Below are 15,936 nucleotides of genomic sequence, written 5' to 3'. Positions count from 1 at the left end.
TCACCGGACCTGCAGTTAACTGGCCGACTCACTCATCCAGTACGAAAAATGGAGTTTCAAGTTCATGATAACCACACTCCCGAGAACATTTGGCTGTGCGCTGGCATTGCTCGCGTCCTTTGGACTTACGCACGCCCAAGCAGCGGACATCACTGCCGCCGAAACGAAAGCCATCGCCGAAGAAGGCTATATCTACGGTCTGCCCATCGTGATGAACTACGCGATCATGTACGACTATGCCGTGGACAAAAACTCCGGCCAGTACAAGGCGCCGTTCAACCACATTCACAGCATGCACAATGTTTTTACTTACAAGGACACGGCCATCGTCTCGCCGAACAGCGACACACCGTATTCCTTGATGTTCATGGACCTGCGGAGCGAGCCGATGGTGCTCTCGGTACCGGCGGTAGAGAAACCGCGGTACTACTCGGTGCAGCTCATCGATAACAGCACCAACAACTTCGGTTACATCGGCAGCCGTACCACCGGCAACGCAGCCGGCGATTACATGCTGGTCGGCCCAGACTGGAAGGGCGTGACCCCGACAGGCATCAAGAAGGTTTTTCGTTCCAGCACACAACTGCCCTTCGTGATCTTTCGCACTCAGCTCTACAACCCGGCGGACATGCCAAACGTCGAGAAGATCCAGTCCGGTTATGCGGCCCGGCCGCTATCGGCTTATCTCAAGCAGCCTGCGCCGCCTGCCGCGCCGGCGCTCGACTTACCGAAGATCGACAAGGACCTGGTGAAGACCGACTTCTTCAAATATCTGGGCGTTGTAATGCAGCTTGCCCCTGCTACACCGGAAGAAACGGCGATCCGCGCGAAGCTGGCCCACCTGGGCATTGGCGCCGGCAAGGATTTCAACTTCCAGGAGCTCTCCGCCGAGCAAAAGGCCGCAGTGGTTGAGGGCATGCAGGCTGGGCATGCGAAGGTCCAGAATGCAGTCAATCATCTCGGCACGCAGGTCAATGGTTGGAACATCGTGAGTTCCGGCGGTGACGCGGCGTTCTACAAGGATGATTGGCTAAAGCGTGCCGCCATCGCGCAAGCGGGCATCTACGCCAACGACGCCGAAGAGGCCACGTATCCGATGGCCAAGATCCTGTCCGACGGTACGCCGCTTGACGGCAGCAAACACAACTACACCATCACCTTTCCCGCTGGACAGCTTCCGCCGGTCAATGCTTTCTGGTCGGTGACAATGTACGACGGCAAGTCGCAACTGCTGATTAAAAACCCGATCAATCGCTACCTCATCAACTCGCCGATGCTACCCGACATGAAGAAGAATGCAGACGGCTCGCTGACACTCTACATCCAGAAGGACTCGCCCGGCGCGGACAAGGAAAGCAACTGGCTGCCCGCACCGAATGATCTGATCTACATGGTGATGCGCCTGTATTGGCCAAAGACCGAAACCCCTTCCGTCCTGCCTCCTGGCAAAGGCACGTGGAGTCCGCCCGCGATCGTTAAAATCAATTGAGCGCCTAACGACCAGTTGCAGCGGACGGCGCTGGCATGCCGCCGCTAAACCGGAGCGTCAGGGTTTCGCAGAGGCCCTGACGTCCGATTTGATCACCCAAAGGCCGACGGTGGCCGCAAACCGTAGATATTGTTGTTTTGGCGTTATTTGCGCGGCACTCCGAATGCCGCGATTCAACGCCATTGGATGGATACCCCTCCTCAAGAGGGGGGCGGTGTGAGCACGGTTTGTTCACGATGCTCTTAATGCACCGCGCAGTTCCTTCCACCGTCCAATAGAGAACAACAAGCATGTTTTATGAAAACATCGACACCTCCTCCATCAACGACGAGGACCTGCCGTGGGTTCCGTTCGCACCTTACAGTGATGAAATCTTCATCAAATACATCAAATGCGACCCGGTTCGCGGGGAAACCATCACCCTGCTCAAGGCCCCGGCCGGGTCTTCTCTGCCCAAGCACTATCACTCCGGCACGGTCATCGTTTACACCGTCAAGGGTGGCTGGAAATACCTGGAGCACGACTGGATCTCGACACAGGGCGGCGTGGTGTTCGAAACCGCAGGTTCCAGCCATACGCCGATCGTGCTGACTGAATATGGTGATGAACTGATCACCTTGAACATCACCCAGGGCGACCTGCTGTATTACGACGACAACAACAACGTCGTGGCCATCGAGAACTGGAAATCCAGCGTGGATCGTTACCTGGCGTTCTGCAAAGCCAATGATATCGAGCCCAAAGACATCACCAGCTTTGCGGTCTGACCTGCTCTCCAATCTCTCGGCCGTCCGGTGTTCGACCGGGCGGCTGCGCCGTCGCAATGAATAAAAAACGGAGACACCCATGTCCCAGAAGCTGCAACCCGCCGGACGTTTCACCCTGAAACTCTGCGCACTGTTGGCCAGCTCGGTCGCATCCGCACAAGACTCGCTGCCTTTCCCGCCGACGCCTTCGGCCAGTGACGCCAAACCGACGCTGCAAGAATCGAAGCACCAGAAACGTCAGCAGCAATCCCGCCTTCCTGCCGAGGCCCCCAATATTCTGGTGATCATGCTCGATGACGCCGGCTTCGCGCAGTCCGACACCGTCGGCGGCGCAGTCCATACGCCGACCCTGAGTCGAGTCGCCGACAGCGGTGTGCGCTACAACGCTTTTCATACCGCTGCCATCAGCTCCGCAACTCGCGCCGCTTTGCTTACCGGACGCAACCATCACCGAGTTGGCAACGGCGTCATCGCAGAGCTGGCCACCGATTGGGAAGGCTACACCGGCAAGATCCCCAAAAGCTCGGTGACCATGGCCGAGGTGCTCAAGCAATATGGCTACAGCACCGCCGCGTTTGGCAAATGGCATAACACCCCCCCCCTGGACACCACGGCGGCCGGTCCTTTCGATACATGGCCGACGGCCTACGGTTTTGAACATTTCTACGGTTTCCTGGCCGGCGAAACCTCTCAGTACGAACCGCGTCTGTACCGCGACACAACGCCAATCGAACCGGCGCGAGATCCGAAATATCACCTCAGCGAAGATCTCGCCAATCAGGCCGTAAACTGGCTGCAAGACCATCAGACCTACGCGCCGGAAAAACCATTTTTCATGTATTGGACACCGGGTGCCGTACATGGCCCGCACCAGGTGAATGCGCAATGGGCCGATAAATACAAAGGCAAGTTCGACGGTGGCTGGGATGCCTATCGTGAGCAGACGTTCGCTCGCCAGAAAGCGCTGGGCTTTATCCCCCAGGACGCCGTCCTCACCCCACACCCGGCGGAACTCCCAGCCTGGGATAGCTTGTCTTCCGAACAGAAACAGTATCAGGCTCGGTTGATGGAGGTGTATGCCGGCTTCCTGGAACATGCCGACACGCAGGCTGGCAAGATCCTCGACGAACTGGAGCGTGAAGGTAAGCGCGACAACACGCTGATCTTTTATGTCTTCAGCGACAACGGCGCTTCTTCCGAGGGGATGGAGGGCACGATTAATGAGTTGCTGGCCCAAAACGGGATTCCAGTTCCCAAAGAGCAGCAGCTGAAAGTCCTCGACGAGATGTATGGCGGCTTGTCCGCGCTCGGCGGTCCCAAACTTGAAAGCATGTACAACGCTGCGTGGGCCTGGGCAGGATCAGGGCCATTCGTTGGCACTAAACTGGTCGCTGGTTACTTCGGCGGTACGCGCACGCCGCTGGCCGTTTCCTGGCCGAAACAGATCAAGGCCGACGCCAGAGTTCGCGGACAATTTCACCATGTCAACGACATTGCCCCAACGGTCTACGACGTGCTGTCGATCATGCCACCCAAAGAGGTCAACGGTATCGCTCAGGACCCCATGGATGGCATCAGCCTGCGCTATACCTTCAATGACGCTCAGGTGAAGTCGAAAAAACCGGCGCAATACTTCGAAGTCCTGGGCAGTCGCGGCATCTACAAGGATGGCTGGATGGCCTCGGTTTTTGGCCCGCGCAAACCCTGGGTGCAAGGTTTTGCACAGTTCATGGGCTGGAATCCGGCGAATGATCAATGGTCGCTCTACAACCTGCAAAACGACTACTCCCAGGCCAACGATGTAGCCGCGATCAATCCGCAAAAACTTGCGGAGCTGAAGGCGGAGTTTGACGTGCAGGCCAAGGCAAACCATGTCTATCCGATTGGTGCCGGTCTCTACCCCTTCCTCGATCCGACCGCACGAATCTCCAGCAGCCAACGCGAATGGCATTTCAGCGATCGCGTCCAGCGCTTTCCGGAATTTGCGGCCCCGAACCTGCGCAATCAGAACAGCAAAGTTTTCGTCGACGCCGAGGTTCCAGCTAACGCCACCGGCGTGTTGTATGCCTTGGGCGGAATCGGTGGCGGGGTCAGCCTGTACATGGATGACGGTTTCCTGAACTACGAGTACAACGCGCTGGCTATCTCTCGAGTCAAACTGCGTTCGACCGAACGAGTACCCGCAGGCAAAGTCAGTATCGAAGTGCTGACGACCCTGTCGTCAGCCAAGCCCGGAGCGCCGGCCAGTCTGAGCCTGCGACTTGACGGGCAGGAAGTCGCCAAAGGGGTGACGTCGTTTACTCCGGCACTGACGTTCACCGCCAGCGAAACCTTCGACGTGGCTCAAGACCTCGGCTCCCCCGTCACCCTGGACTATTTCGAGCGTGCGCCCTTCGCATTCAACGGCAAGGTCAAGGATGTACACGTGACATATTTGCCTTGACCCACAATGCCGCCCGGACAACCGGGCGGCAAACAGATGACTCCCGGACCCTGCCCCCATGCCTACCCACGAATCCCCGCCCCAGGGCTTGCATCTCATGGCCAAACCCGTCGGGCCGATCTGCAACCTCGATTGCAGCTACTGTTTCTACCTCGAAAAAGAACAGCTTTACCCGCCTCGGGAACGCTTCAGCATGACCGACGAGGTGCTGCGTCTGTATGTGCAGCGCTACATCGAGGCCCAGCCCACGCCTGAGGTCGAATTTACCTGGCAAGGCGGCGAACCGACGTTGCTGGGGCTGGATTTTTTCCAGCGCGCGGTCCTGTATCAACGCCAGTTCGCGGGGAACAAAGTCATTCGCAACACGTTGCAGACCAATGGCACGTTACTCAATGACGACTGGTGCGCGTTCCTCGCCCGTGAACGCTTCATGGTGGGGATCAGCCTCGATGGCCCGCGATTCGTTCACGACCTCTATCGCCCCGACAAGCGTGGACGCTCCAGTTTCGATGACGTGATACACGGTCTCGAACTGCTCAAGCGGCATGGCGTCGACTTCAATGTGTTGGTGACCGTGGCGCGCGATGTCGCCAGATTCCCCTTGGAAATCTATCGATTCCTCAAGTCAGAGGGCGTTCGTCATATTCAGTTCAATCCCGTGGTGGAACGCGTGCCAAGCGCCTTACAGGTCAGTCTGGGTCTGCATTTCGCTATCCCGCCGGAATTGCGCTTGCACGTGGTGCCGGAGCCGGCGATGGTGACGGAGCAAACGGTTGCCCCCGAGGCCTATGGCGATTTTCTCATCACGATTTTTGACGAGTGGGTGCGCCAGGACGTCGGGGAGGTTCATGTCATGAACTTCGAGTGGGCACTGGCTTCATGGTGTCAGCTACCGGCCTCGGTGTGCCTGTTCAGCCCGCGCTGCGGCAAAGCGGCGATCGTGGAGCACGACGGCAACGTCTTCTCCTGCGATCACTACATGTATCCCGAGTATTTGCTGGGCAACTTGAAGACCGATGATCCGGCCCTGCTACTCGCCTCTGCTGCGCAACAAGCCTTTGGCGCCGCCAAGGAAGAGACACTGCCGACGTATTGCCAGCAGTGCGATTACCGCTTCGCCTGCCATGGCGAATGCCCGAAAAACCGCTTCATGAACGCGCCCGACGGCGAGCCGGGTCTGAACTATCTGTGTCCGAGCTACAAGAAATACTTTCGTCACCTGACGCCCTACATGAACGCCATGGCCCAACTGGTCAGCCACAACCAACCCGTGGCGTTGATCATGCAGGCCTTCGCCGGCCCGCTGATCGTGCCCTTGGATAAATAGCCTTTCAGCTATGAAATCTGAAGTCGCGAAACTGTTCGCGAAGCTTCATCTTTTGCAATTTGCCGGTGGCGGTATGCGGCAGCGCTTCGACGAAGGCCACATCGTCCGGCAGCCACCACTTCGCCACGCGGCTTTGCAGCACCGTCAGCAGATCGTCTTTGCTCGCGGTTCTACCAGGTTTGAGCACCACCACCAACAACGGCCGTTCCTGCCATTTGGGATGAGGGATGCCGATCACCGCCGCTTCGGCGACGGCCGGGTGACTGACGGCAGCGTTTTCCAGATCAATCGAGGAAATCCACTCGCCACCCGACTTGATAACGTCCTTGGCGCGGTCGGTGATCTGCATATAGCCGTCAGTGTCGATCGTTGCGATGTCACCGGTATCGAGCCAGCCCTCGCTATCAAGAATCTGCCCTCCCTCGCCGCCGTAATACTGGCTGGCGATCCATGGTCCCTTGACCAGTAGAAGACCGCTTGCCTTGCCGTCTCGCGGTAGTTCAGCGCCTTGCTCATCGACAATCTTCATCGACACCCCAAACAACGCCCGCCCTTGTTTGGCCTGCAAGTCGAGCACTGCTTCCAGCGAAGCATCACGGTGTTTGGGCAGCGGATTGCAGATGGTGCCCAGCGGGGACATCTCGGTCATCCCCCAGGCATGCAACACACGCGCATTGAAACGGGTTTCAAACGTCTCGACCTGGCTGCGCGGCGCGGCGGCTCCGCCGATCACCACCCGGTTCAGGCACAGCTCTGTCGCCGGTTGCAGAGCCTGAGTCTCGACATGTTGTTGCAGCATCATCCACACCGTCGGAACACCCAGCGCCAGGGTCACCTGTTCATCTCGCATCAGCGTGTAGAGGCTCTCGCCGTCAAGTGCGGCGCCCGGCAACACCAATTTTGCCCCACACATTGCGGCGGCATACGGCATTCCCCAGGCATTGACGTGGAACATCGGCACAACCAACAACGCTGAATCCGCCGCCGATAGACCGAAGCCCTCCGAGGTACACAGCGCCAGCGAATGCAGGATCGAAGAACGGTGCGAATACAGCACACCCTTTGGATTGCCAGTGGTACCCGAGGTGTAGCACATTGACGATGCCGTGCGCTCATCGAACTCAGGCCAGATGAAGTCGTTGCTGTGCCCGGCGATCAGGTCTTCGTAGCACATCAAGCCAGGCACATTGATTGCCGGCATTTGCTCCCGCTCACACAGAGCGATGAACGCTTTGACTGTCTTCAGGCGCGGCGCGATCTGCTCGACCAACTCAGCGAACGACAGGTCGAAAAGCAGGTACTGGTCCTCGGCGTGGTTGGCGATGAATTCGATCTGCTCGGCGAACAGCCGCGGGTTGATCGTATGCAGTACCGCGCCCATGCCCGACACACCGAAATACAATTCCATGTGCCGGTAACCGTTCCAGGCCAGGGTGCCGATTCGATCGCCGGATTGCACGCCCAACGCAACCAGTGCATTGGCCACTTGTTTAGCGCGTTCGCCGATGTCGGCGTAAGTGCAGTGATGCACCGTTCCATCTGCCGTACGTGAGGCAATTTCGGTGTGCGAATGCGCCTTCAGCGCATGTTCCAGAACGGAAGAAATCAACAGCGGTTGATCTTGCATCAAGCCCAGCATGGTTTTGTGTTCCTTTTATTCTTGTTTGATGTCGATGTTTCAGAAACGGCAGAGACTCACAGGTGGCGGAGCGGATAAATCATGCAAGCAATCATTTCAAGGAGCGCGACGGAGCAGGAAATGCGACAGCGCCGGGATCAGCACCAAGGCGCCGACCATGTTCCAGATGAACATGAACGTCAGCAGGATGCCCATGTCGGCCTGGAACTTGATCGGCGACCAGGCCCAGGTGATGACGCCCGCCGCCAGGGTGATGCCAACCAGCGCCACCACTTTGCCAGTGAACGCCACCGAGTTTTTGTAGGCTTCGGTCAACGACAGACCGGCACGCTGCTGAGCCAATTGAACGCTGAGCAGGTACAGCGCGTAATCAACACCGATGCCGACACCCAAGGCAATCACCGGCAAGGTCGCGACCTTCACGCCCATGCCCAGCCAGACCATCAACGCCTCGCAGAGAATCGACGTCAGCATCAACGGCACGACCGCCACCACTACCGCTCGCCAGCTGCGGAAGGTGATGAAGCACAGCACGATCACCGCGCCATACACGTAAAACAACATGGTGCGATTGGCGTCGCGCACGACGATATTGGTCGCCGCTTCGATCCCGGCGCTACCGGCGGCGAGCATGAACTGCCGATCGTCGTTGCTGTGCTCACGGGCGAACTGATCGGCCACTTTCACCACGTGATCGAGGGTTTCGGCCTTGTGGTCGGAGAGATAAGCGATCACCGGCATCATTGAACAATCACTGTCGAACAGTTCCGGGTTGTTCACCGAGGCCTGTTGCGCGCCGTAGTTCAACACGTTCTGGTTGCGCGCGACGGTCAGCATTTTCGGGTTGCCCTCATAGGAACCCGCCGTGATCTGGCGCACAGCGTTGACCAGTGACACGGTCGTCTGCACGCCCGGTTGCTGTTGCAGCAGCCAGCCGAGACGATCGGCTTCCACCAGGGTTTCGTACTTCAGGCAACCTTCGCTGGCGGTTTTGACCATGACCGCAAACTGGTCGCTGGACAGCGAATAGTTGGCAGTGATGTAGGCGTTGTCGCGGTTGTAACGTGAGTCGGCGCGCAGCTCGGGGGCGCCCGGATCGAGATCACCAATTTTCAAATGCGTGCTGACCATGAAGCCACCTACCGCCAGCAACCCGGCCACCACCACCGCCACTGTTGCCCAACGACGCTCGGTAAAGCGGTCAAGCAGGCTCCACACATTGCCCAGCCCTTTCCCTTTCAGCTCCTGACTTTCCTGACGCAAGCTGCGCGCCGCCGCCTTGGGACTGACACCCCAATAAGACAGGAGCACTGGCAGCAACACCAGGTTGGTAAAGATCAAGACCGCCACACCAATGCTCGCGGTGACGGCCAGGTCCTGGATCACCGGAATGTCGATCAGCATCAGCACCGCAAAACCCACGGCATCGGCCAGCAATGCGGTCAGTCCGGCCAGGAACAGACGACGGAAGGTGTAACGCGCGGCGATCAACTGATGGGTGCCGCGTCCGACGTCCTGCATGATCCCGTTCATTTTTTGCGCACCGTGGGACACGCCGATGGCGAACACCAGAAACGGCACCAGAATCGAAAACGGGTCGAGTACATAACCGAACAAGGTGATCAGGCCCAGTTGCCACACCACCGCAACCACCGAGCACAGAATCACCAGCGCGGTGCTGCGCACGCAACGGGTAAAGCCAAAGATGATGGCAGTAGCGATCAGCGCTGCGGCACCGAAGTACATCATGATCAGCATCAGGCCATCGATCAGATCGCCCACCAGTTTGGCGAAACCGATCACGCGGATCTTGATCGGGCCTTTGCCCTCTTCACCGGCGAGGTGTACCGCGCTACTGCCGGCAAACTCAAACTTGTTGCGTAGCTGCTCTTCAAGCATCCGCGAAAAATGGTGATAGTCGATTGCTGCGCCCGTGACCGGATCCTTCTCCAGCAGCGGCACCACAATCATGCTCGATTTGAAATTATTGCCGACAAGACTGCCGATGATGCCGGAACGGGCGATGTTCAAGCGCAGTTGCTCGACCCCACTGGCCGAGCCGTCGTAGGAGTCCGGCATGACCGGGCCACCACGGAAGCCCTCCTCCGTGACCTCGGTCCAGCGCACGGCAGGCGTCCACAATGACTTTATCCAGGCCCGGTCCACGCCCGGGGTCAGGAACAAGGTGTCATTAACCTGCTTGAGCACCTCCAGGTATTTCGGGTCGTAGATGTCGCCGTCGGTGTTTTCCACCACCACCCGAACCGTATTGCCCAGCCCGCGCAACGCCTGACGATTCTCAAGGTAGTTTTTGATGTACGGCTGACTCTGCGGAATCATCTTTTCGAAGCTGGCATTGAGCATCAGCCCAGTGGCCGCGACATAGCTCAGCAATACCGTCACGATCAGGCAGGTCAGCACCACCAGCAGGCGGTTGTTGAAAATCAGGCGTTCAAGGACATTGCCGGAGCGTGCATCGAAGCCCTTCAGCTCTCGGATCACCGGCATCGTATCGAGGTTATAGTTACCCATGAAGTGGCTCGTCTCTTTTTATTATGTGGGATGTGGGCTCATTCGAAGGGCAACTGGCGCAAGCCCCGTGCGCCCGCGACCACCACGACGTCTGATGCGATGGCCTGCGCCGCAGCGGCGGGCTCCAGGCGGTCTTGTGGCTTTAGCGTGAAACTGGCGCCGTCGTCGGTGCTGACAAGCACATGCCCGGCCTGGCTGACCAGGATGATTCGGCCGTCGGCGGTGATCGTGCTCGCGGTGATGCTTGAGGACAGCCCCAGTTCAACCTTGTCCCAGTTCACGCCGTGATCGACACTGCGATAAACATTGCCTCGCAGGCCATAGACGAGCACCGAGCCCGGCTTGCCGGTTATGCCGAAATAGCTGCCGCTGTAGGGCGTCGGGATGTTGATGAAGCGTTGCGTTGCCGAGTCCAGTTTCAACACCAGGCCTTGCTCACCGACAATGAACAGGTCATCGCCGATTGCTCGTATCCCGTAGAGATTCAGTGCTCCCGGATTGTCGGTGCGATCCATCAACGGAACCCAGCTCCGGCCGCCGTCTTCAGTGCGGAAAATCAGATTGAACGCGCCGACGATATATCCGGTTTTATCATTGGCGAACCAAACGTCCAGAAAAGGTTTGTCAGCCCCTTCATCGACCATTCGTTGAGCCTCGACCAATAACGCATCGTTGGGCTGTTGCCCTTCTTGCCTCTGAAAATGTTCGAGCATGATCTGCCCCACCTGACGGCCATCGAGCTGACGCTTCCAGGTTTCACCACTGTTGTCGCTGTGCAACACAATGCCGTCGTGCCCGACCGCCCACCCCTGCGTCGGGCTCGGAAAATGCACGGCCACCAGATCGGAACTCACCGGCACTTCTGCCTGGTGCCAGCGGACGCCGTTGTCATCGGAATAAAAAATATGGCCGCGTTGGCCCACGGCGACCAGGCGCTGACCTGCACGGGTCAGCCCGGTGAACACCCCGCCAATCGCCTTGTCACTCTGAATCGCGGGGCTCGACAGCACGTCGACAAAGTCAGCGGCGACGACGGATCTGGTGAATGGGGCAGCCAACGCCAAAATTAGCGCAGTGAGCGCAATCCATCTAAATGTATTCATGAGGTCTACTCGGCAAAAAAGCCGCCGAACAGTGCGATACACACTGTCGGCGACAAGAAAACACCTGCGTTACGGCTCAGCGAATACCCGTGCCGGCCAATGACTCAGGTGCCCATTGCGCTTTCGAAAGCGGGTCGATGTACTTGACGCCGCCGTACGGCCCGTAGATGCCGGTGATGTTGTAGCTGCCAGAGACCAGGTCATAAATCATGTGGTTATCGGAATTCGGCGCCTGCACGTCATAGCTGTATGCCATGTGTGCAAAGGACCCGCGGTACAGCTTGCCGCTGGCGTCATATTCATCCGAAGCCAGGGCGATCCAGCTGTCTTCGTCGAGGTAGAAGGTGCGCTTGCTGTAGATGTGGCGTTTGCCCGGTTTCAGCGTGGCTTCGACCACCCACACGCGGTGCAACTCCCAGCGCATCAGGTCTGGATTGACGTGATGCGGCGTGGTGATATCCGCAGCGACCTTGTGGTAGTTCAACTTGTACGTGTTGTAAGGAATGATCATTTCCTTCTTGCCGACGAGTTTGAAGTCGTAACGGTCCATTGCGCCGTTGAATACCCAGGCATCGTCATAGGTCGAAGCACCGGCCGAGCCAGGGTTTGGCGTGTCGTAGGCGATATCCGGTGCGAGTTTCACGCGGCGCTGACCTGGCAGGTATTGCCAGCCACGACGCTCCATTTTCAGAGGGTTGACGGCATCCTGCACCAGGATGGCTTCGCCCGCGCGACGGGCCGGGGCCTGGTAGTAGAGTTTGGTCTTGAAGAACAGATCCGTTTCTTTCGCCGGGTCCATACGCTTGGGATCGTACAGCGGGTATTCCAGATAGGCATTGCCGGACGTGGCCAGAATTGCCCTCCCGGAACTGTCGACGTTCCAGGAGTCATATTTCAAATTGGTGGCATACCCCTGATAACGCAGCAAGTGGTTCCACATGGCCTCATAACCATCTTTCGGGATCGGGAACGGAACGCCCGGCAACGCGTTCTCCAGTGCTACCCCGCCTTCGAGTGTTTTAGTGCCGACGGCGTTTTTTGCGGTGTTATCCAGCAACCGTTGAGGCAGCGCAACGCTGCGATGAGTCGGAAACACATCGACCCGGAACGTCGGGTAACGCTTGAGCAGTTCTTGCGTGGTTGCGGTCAGTTTGTCGGTGTATTGACTGACGTTTTTGCCATCGACGACAACGCGTGGCTTGTCGGCCTCATAAGGGTCCGGACGGAACGAACTACCCGGTTGAAAACTGGCCGGCGCCGTGGTGAGACCGCCGGTGTAGGGCGGAATGGTGTTGTCGGCATTACCGATCTTTTCAGCGCCGACGCCTGTCAGGCTGTTGCCGAGTCTGGCTGCTTCATCGGGGGACACGGCTGCGTGTGCCGCACCCGCGATGGCAACGGTCAAGGCAGTGAACAAAAGCGTATTGACGAACTTCATGGAGTGACTCCTGCTATCAAGCAAAGACTTCGATCAAATGGTCGTTTTGAAGGTAAAAGTGACCATGCCCCGATCCTTGAGCTGAGGCTGAGTACCGCCGAAAGCAGTGGTCTGCCCCGGTACGCAGTTGTATTGGCCGTTGGCCCCTGGTGCGGCACCCTCGCCCTGTGCACCTGCACCACCGGCTGAGCCGCAGGTGTCGAACGGACCAAAGTTGTCCACGTACTTCAGGTCAAACCGGTACTGGTTGTGCACGTCCATGCCAACGCCCACCGAGTAACTGCCGGAGTCCTTGTTACCCCCGAGCTGAACCGACGAGTTGCCCGCAAGGCCGACGCTGTAGTTGGCCGGCAGGTACATATCGATGCCGGGAAACACCTGATACCAGGTCGGGTTGAAGTTGACGCCCAGGACATAGTTGTCCCTGGTGACCTTGTCGACACCGCGATACCAGTCTTCGCCTTTGAACAGCTGCTTGTTCTCGGTGACATCCAGCCAGCGGCTGTAGGCGAGTTCAACCAGCAAGGTCGAACTGTCCCAGACCGGTGTCGCACCGAAAGTGGTCAAGCCGTTGAGCACCGCGTGCACGGTGTTGCCTCGGGCCACGCCGTTATCACCATCAAAGCTACTGATGAAGCCAGGCAAACCGGCAGCACCGGCTACCGGATTGACCGTTGCCGGCACGCTGGCCAGCGGCATGTTGTGGCGATAGTTCAGGTCGAGACCGACGCTGACACCTTCGATGCTTTTCGACAGGCTGATGCCGTAGATATCGATGTCGTCGACATAGAACTGGTTGTAGCTGCCGGCATTGCCGGAGATCAGTTGCGCAGGGCCGACCGCCGTTGGCTGCAACACCAGGTTGGGCAGAATGTCGGAGGTTTTGCGGTAGTAGAAACCCAGCGTACCCTGCAGCCATTCCGGGCTCCACTTGGCCATCAGGCCAAAGTCACCCTGGTTGTCCGGGGTAAACGTATGCCCGTTGGACAGCCGTAAAAACTGGTTGGCACCCAGTGGGCCAGGTGTGCCGAACAACGGGTTTCGGCCGCCGATCAACGACAGGTTGTGCCCGCCATTTTGAATGCCGTCGTTGAACCCCAGATAAGTACCCGACTCAGGCAACCGCGCGGCGTCCCAGTCCAGGAAGTACTGCGCGGCGAGGGTCAGTTCCGGATTGACCGTGAGGCTGGTGGACAACTGATTACGCGGAATGAACAATTCTTTGGCTTCTGTTCCCGGGACCGCCAGCGACTTGGAAATATCCAGGCCGGACTGGCCATAACTGTTGCCATGGGCAAAGGCGAGGATGCTTTCGCCCCAGTAAACGGTGTGCTTGCCGAGCTTGCCGCTGAGCAGTGATTCATCGCCGACTTCAGTGCTGCCAAACACGAAGGCATCAAGGATTTCCGAAGAAGGACCGTTGTAATACCGATCGGCGTAACCGCTTTGATGACGAGAGTCCGGCTTACCGTTGTTGAGCTGATTGGTCGAGGCGTTATCGCTGCCAATATCGTCGTAGGCGTGGTCGTACCAGGTGTTGGCGCTGACACGGAAACCGACTTTTTCTTTGTAAACCACGTCCAGTTCGGTCAGCACATCCAGTCGTTGAGAAACGGGACTGCCGGAGGAGAAGTTGCGATCCCCGTCATTGTTGTTCCACGAATTGGCCAACTTGCTGTTGGGGGCTTCCACGCGCTGGGCGTAGTTGAACTTCAGCGTGTTGTCGAAGCGAACCGCAAAGTCTTCATTCCCCGTGTTGATCTCCACAGCCCCTACGGGCGCGATGCCCAGGCCGGTGAGAATGGCGGAGGCCAACAACCCTTTGCGAAGGTTTGCATGGCAGATCTTATTATTTTTGTTCATCTAGCTTGCCACCTGCTCTATGGTTTACGAAAAGTCATGGGTTGAATCACGGCGTAGTGAGCCTCCTCTCAGGTGCGCTGCAAAAGGGTGACCGACACCGACCGGCCCAGGGCGGTGCTATGTTGTAAAGCCGTGCGGGCACCAGCAATTTGCCTGCCGTCGGCCACGCCGCGCAGTTGCCAGACCAACTCGACCAGTTGCGCCAACCCGGTGGCACCCGGGGCGTGACCACGTCCCAGCAAGCCACCCGATGGGCACACCGCATTCATCTGTCCTTTCAGGCGGTGTCCTTGCTGCACGAATCGATCGATCTCGTCCTCCCGGCAAAAGCCCAGCGCGGCGCTATTGACCATGAAGTCGCCGACGCTTTGGTCGTGCAGTTCAACCACGTCGATGTCTTCCGCACCGAGGCCAGCCTGCTGATAGGCCAACTGCGCGACTCGCCGGGTGGTCGCCTGTCCGAGCACATCCAGCACGCAACCCGCTTCCTGCTCTGAAGCGCTGTCACTGCCCCTGACACAGGCCAACACAGTGACGTCCGCCCGAGCGCCGAAACGCAGGGCGAAGGCCGGGGTACAGAGCAGGATGGCCGCCGCACCGCAGGCGGGCGGGCACAGATAAGGCGGGAGCCAGCCGTCGCGATCCGGCACTCGGTTCAACACGGCGTAGGGATTGCGTCCGGCCTGGGCCCGTGCCTGCTCAAGCACTTGATCGAAGCTGCTTTGAGCAATGCCCATGCGTGTCAATAACCAACTGGTTTGGGCCGCGAACAGCAGCGCCGGTTGTTGTCGACGCTCGATAAAGCCGATGGGGTTCTCATCCTGCCTGAGCGTTGCCGACTCATCGCGAGCGAGATCTTTCAAACCGAAAAACTCACGATTGGAGATGTGTGCCGGCATGCACTCGACACCCACCAACAGGACACATTCAGCCTGGCCGCACAGCAGGCTATTGCGGGCCAGATGGAAAGCACTACTGGCCGACGCACAGCCATCGCCGAGGCTGAAAATCGGCACGCCCGAGTAGCCAATCTGCGACAACATTTGCTCGGCGATACCAGCTTCTGCGTGTACGCAGGAAGTAAACACCTGGTCGACCAGGTCATAGTCGATCCGCGCATCGGCCAGCGCTGCACGAATGGCTTGCCCCGCCAATGCCGCATGACTGTCAGAGCCACCCAGCGGTAGAAACGGCACCATTGCTGCACCGGCGATCAGCACTTTTACAGACATAGACCTGCTCCCACTCACCGATACGTTGGTGCTTTTGTGGGGTCAGACTATTGCGAACTCGAAAAGCGTACCCCCCCATTGACTGGGGGGGGCGGCTGGAAAT

Annotated in this window: 10 protein-coding genes; 4 read left to right on the top strand and 6 right to left on the bottom strand. The window is 58.4% G+C overall.

From position 1 onward, the window contains the following. Positions 1-64: 64 nt before the first annotated feature. The 4 genes from KGB20_RS09395 to KGB20_RS09380 all read left to right on the top strand — a co-directional run bounded on the left by KGB20_RS09395 (position 65) and on the right by KGB20_RS09380 (position 6,026). A complete protein-coding gene (locus KGB20_RS09395) occupies positions 65-1,489 on the top strand; it encodes a DUF1254 domain-containing protein (RefSeq protein WP_077182757.1) in 1,425 nt (474 codons plus the stop codon). Positions 1,490-1,779: 290 nt separating this feature from the next. Beyond that, entirely contained in the window at positions 1,780-2,256 is a 477-nt protein-coding gene (locus tag KGB20_RS09390; RefSeq protein ID WP_077182756.1) for a 2,4'-dihydroxyacetophenone dioxygenase family protein, read from the top strand. 79 nt (positions 2,257-2,335) lie between these two features. Then, on the top strand, positions 2,336-4,699 hold the full coding sequence (locus tag KGB20_RS09385; protein ID WP_223532211.1) for an arylsulfatase: 2,364 nt from the start codon (positions 2,336-2,338) through the stop codon (positions 4,697-4,699). 58 nt (positions 4,700-4,757) lie between these two features. Next, a complete protein-coding gene (locus KGB20_RS09380; RefSeq protein WP_223532209.1) occupies positions 4,758-6,026 on the top strand; it encodes an anaerobic sulfatase maturase in 1,269 nt (422 codons plus the stop codon). A 4-nt stretch (positions 6,027-6,030) separates the two neighbouring features. On the opposite strand, the gene KGB20_RS09375 is transcribed toward KGB20_RS09380, so the two are convergent. The 6 genes from KGB20_RS09375 to KGB20_RS09350 all read right to left on the bottom strand — a co-directional run bounded on the left by KGB20_RS09375 (position 6,031) and on the right by KGB20_RS09350 (position 15,833). Then, the gene (locus KGB20_RS09375) at positions 6,031-7,665 is read right to left on the bottom strand and encodes a 3-(methylthio)propionyl-CoA ligase (protein WP_223532207.1); all 1,635 of its coding nucleotides are present in this window, start codon (positions 7,663-7,665) and stop codon (positions 6,031-6,033) included. A gap of 96 nt (positions 7,666-7,761) precedes the next feature. Then, positions 7,762-10,197, bottom strand: a complete 2,436-nt coding sequence (locus KGB20_RS09370; RefSeq protein ID WP_077182752.1) for an efflux RND transporter permease subunit — start codon at positions 10,195-10,197, stop codon at positions 7,762-7,764. A gap of 38 nt (positions 10,198-10,235) precedes the next feature. Next, positions 10,236-11,300 (bottom strand): WD40/YVTN/BNR-like repeat-containing protein, encoded by a 1,065-nt coding sequence (locus KGB20_RS09365; RefSeq protein ID WP_077182751.1) that lies wholly within the window; start codon positions 11,298-11,300, stop codon positions 10,236-10,238. 76 nt (positions 11,301-11,376) lie between these two features. Next, positions 11,377-12,738 carry a DUF1329 domain-containing protein gene (locus KGB20_RS09360; RefSeq protein ID WP_077182750.1) on the bottom strand — a complete coding sequence of 454 codons (1,362 nt, stop codon included), beginning with the start codon at positions 12,736-12,738 and terminating at the stop codon, positions 11,377-11,379. A gap of 33 nt (positions 12,739-12,771) precedes the next feature. After that, positions 12,772-14,601 carry a DUF1302 domain-containing protein gene (locus KGB20_RS09355; RefSeq protein WP_223532205.1) on the bottom strand — a complete coding sequence of 610 codons (1,830 nt, stop codon included), beginning with the start codon at positions 14,599-14,601 and terminating at the stop codon, positions 12,772-12,774. A 68-nt stretch (positions 14,602-14,669) separates the two neighbouring features. Continuing rightward, the gene (locus KGB20_RS09350; protein WP_077182748.1) at positions 14,670-15,833 is read right to left on the bottom strand and encodes a thiolase C-terminal domain-containing protein; all 1,164 of its coding nucleotides are present in this window, start codon (positions 15,831-15,833) and stop codon (positions 14,670-14,672) included. Positions 15,834-15,936 lie beyond the last annotated feature (103 nt).

It is taken from the genome of Pseudomonas sp. BF-R-30, assembly GCF_019956175.1.
Lineage (GTDB): Bacteria > Pseudomonadota > Gammaproteobacteria > Pseudomonadales > Pseudomonadaceae > Aquipseudomonas > Aquipseudomonas jessenii.
Note: the sequence above shows the minus strand (reverse complement) of the source record. Positions and strands in the feature narration are given on the sequence as shown.

What these genes read in the sequence shown, in the direction of transcription:
- KGB20_RS09395 (WP_077182757.1), top strand. Translation starts at nt 65, where the DNA reads ATGATAACCACACTCCCGAGAACATTTGGCTGTGCGCTGGCATTGCTC.
- KGB20_RS09350 (WP_077182748.1), bottom strand. Translation starts at nt 15,833, where the DNA reads ATGTCTGTAAAAGTGCTGATCGCCGGTGCAGCAATGGTGCCGTTTCTA.
- KGB20_RS09380 (WP_223532209.1), top strand. Translation starts at nt 4,758, where the DNA reads ATGCCTACCCACGAATCCCCGCCCCAGGGCTTGCATCTCATGGCCAAA.
- KGB20_RS09375 (WP_223532207.1), bottom strand. Translation starts at nt 7,665, where the DNA reads ATGCTGGGCTTGATGCAAGATCAACCGCTGTTGATTTCTTCCGTTCTG.
- KGB20_RS09360 (WP_077182750.1), bottom strand. Translation starts at nt 12,738, where the DNA reads ATGAAGTTCGTCAATACGCTTTTGTTCACTGCCTTGACCGTTGCCATC.
- KGB20_RS09355 (WP_223532205.1), bottom strand. Translation starts at nt 14,601, where the DNA reads ATGAACAAAAATAATAAGATCTGCCATGCAAACCTTCGCAAAGGGTTG.
- KGB20_RS09365 (WP_077182751.1), bottom strand. Translation starts at nt 11,300, where the DNA reads ATGAATACATTTAGATGGATTGCGCTCACTGCGCTAATTTTGGCGTTG.
- KGB20_RS09385 (WP_223532211.1), top strand. Translation starts at nt 2,336, where the DNA reads ATGTCCCAGAAGCTGCAACCCGCCGGACGTTTCACCCTGAAACTCTGC.
- KGB20_RS09390 (WP_077182756.1), top strand. Translation starts at nt 1,780, where the DNA reads ATGTTTTATGAAAACATCGACACCTCCTCCATCAACGACGAGGACCTG.
- KGB20_RS09370 (WP_077182752.1), bottom strand. Translation starts at nt 10,197, where the DNA reads ATGGGTAACTATAACCTCGATACGATGCCGGTGATCCGAGAGCTGAAG.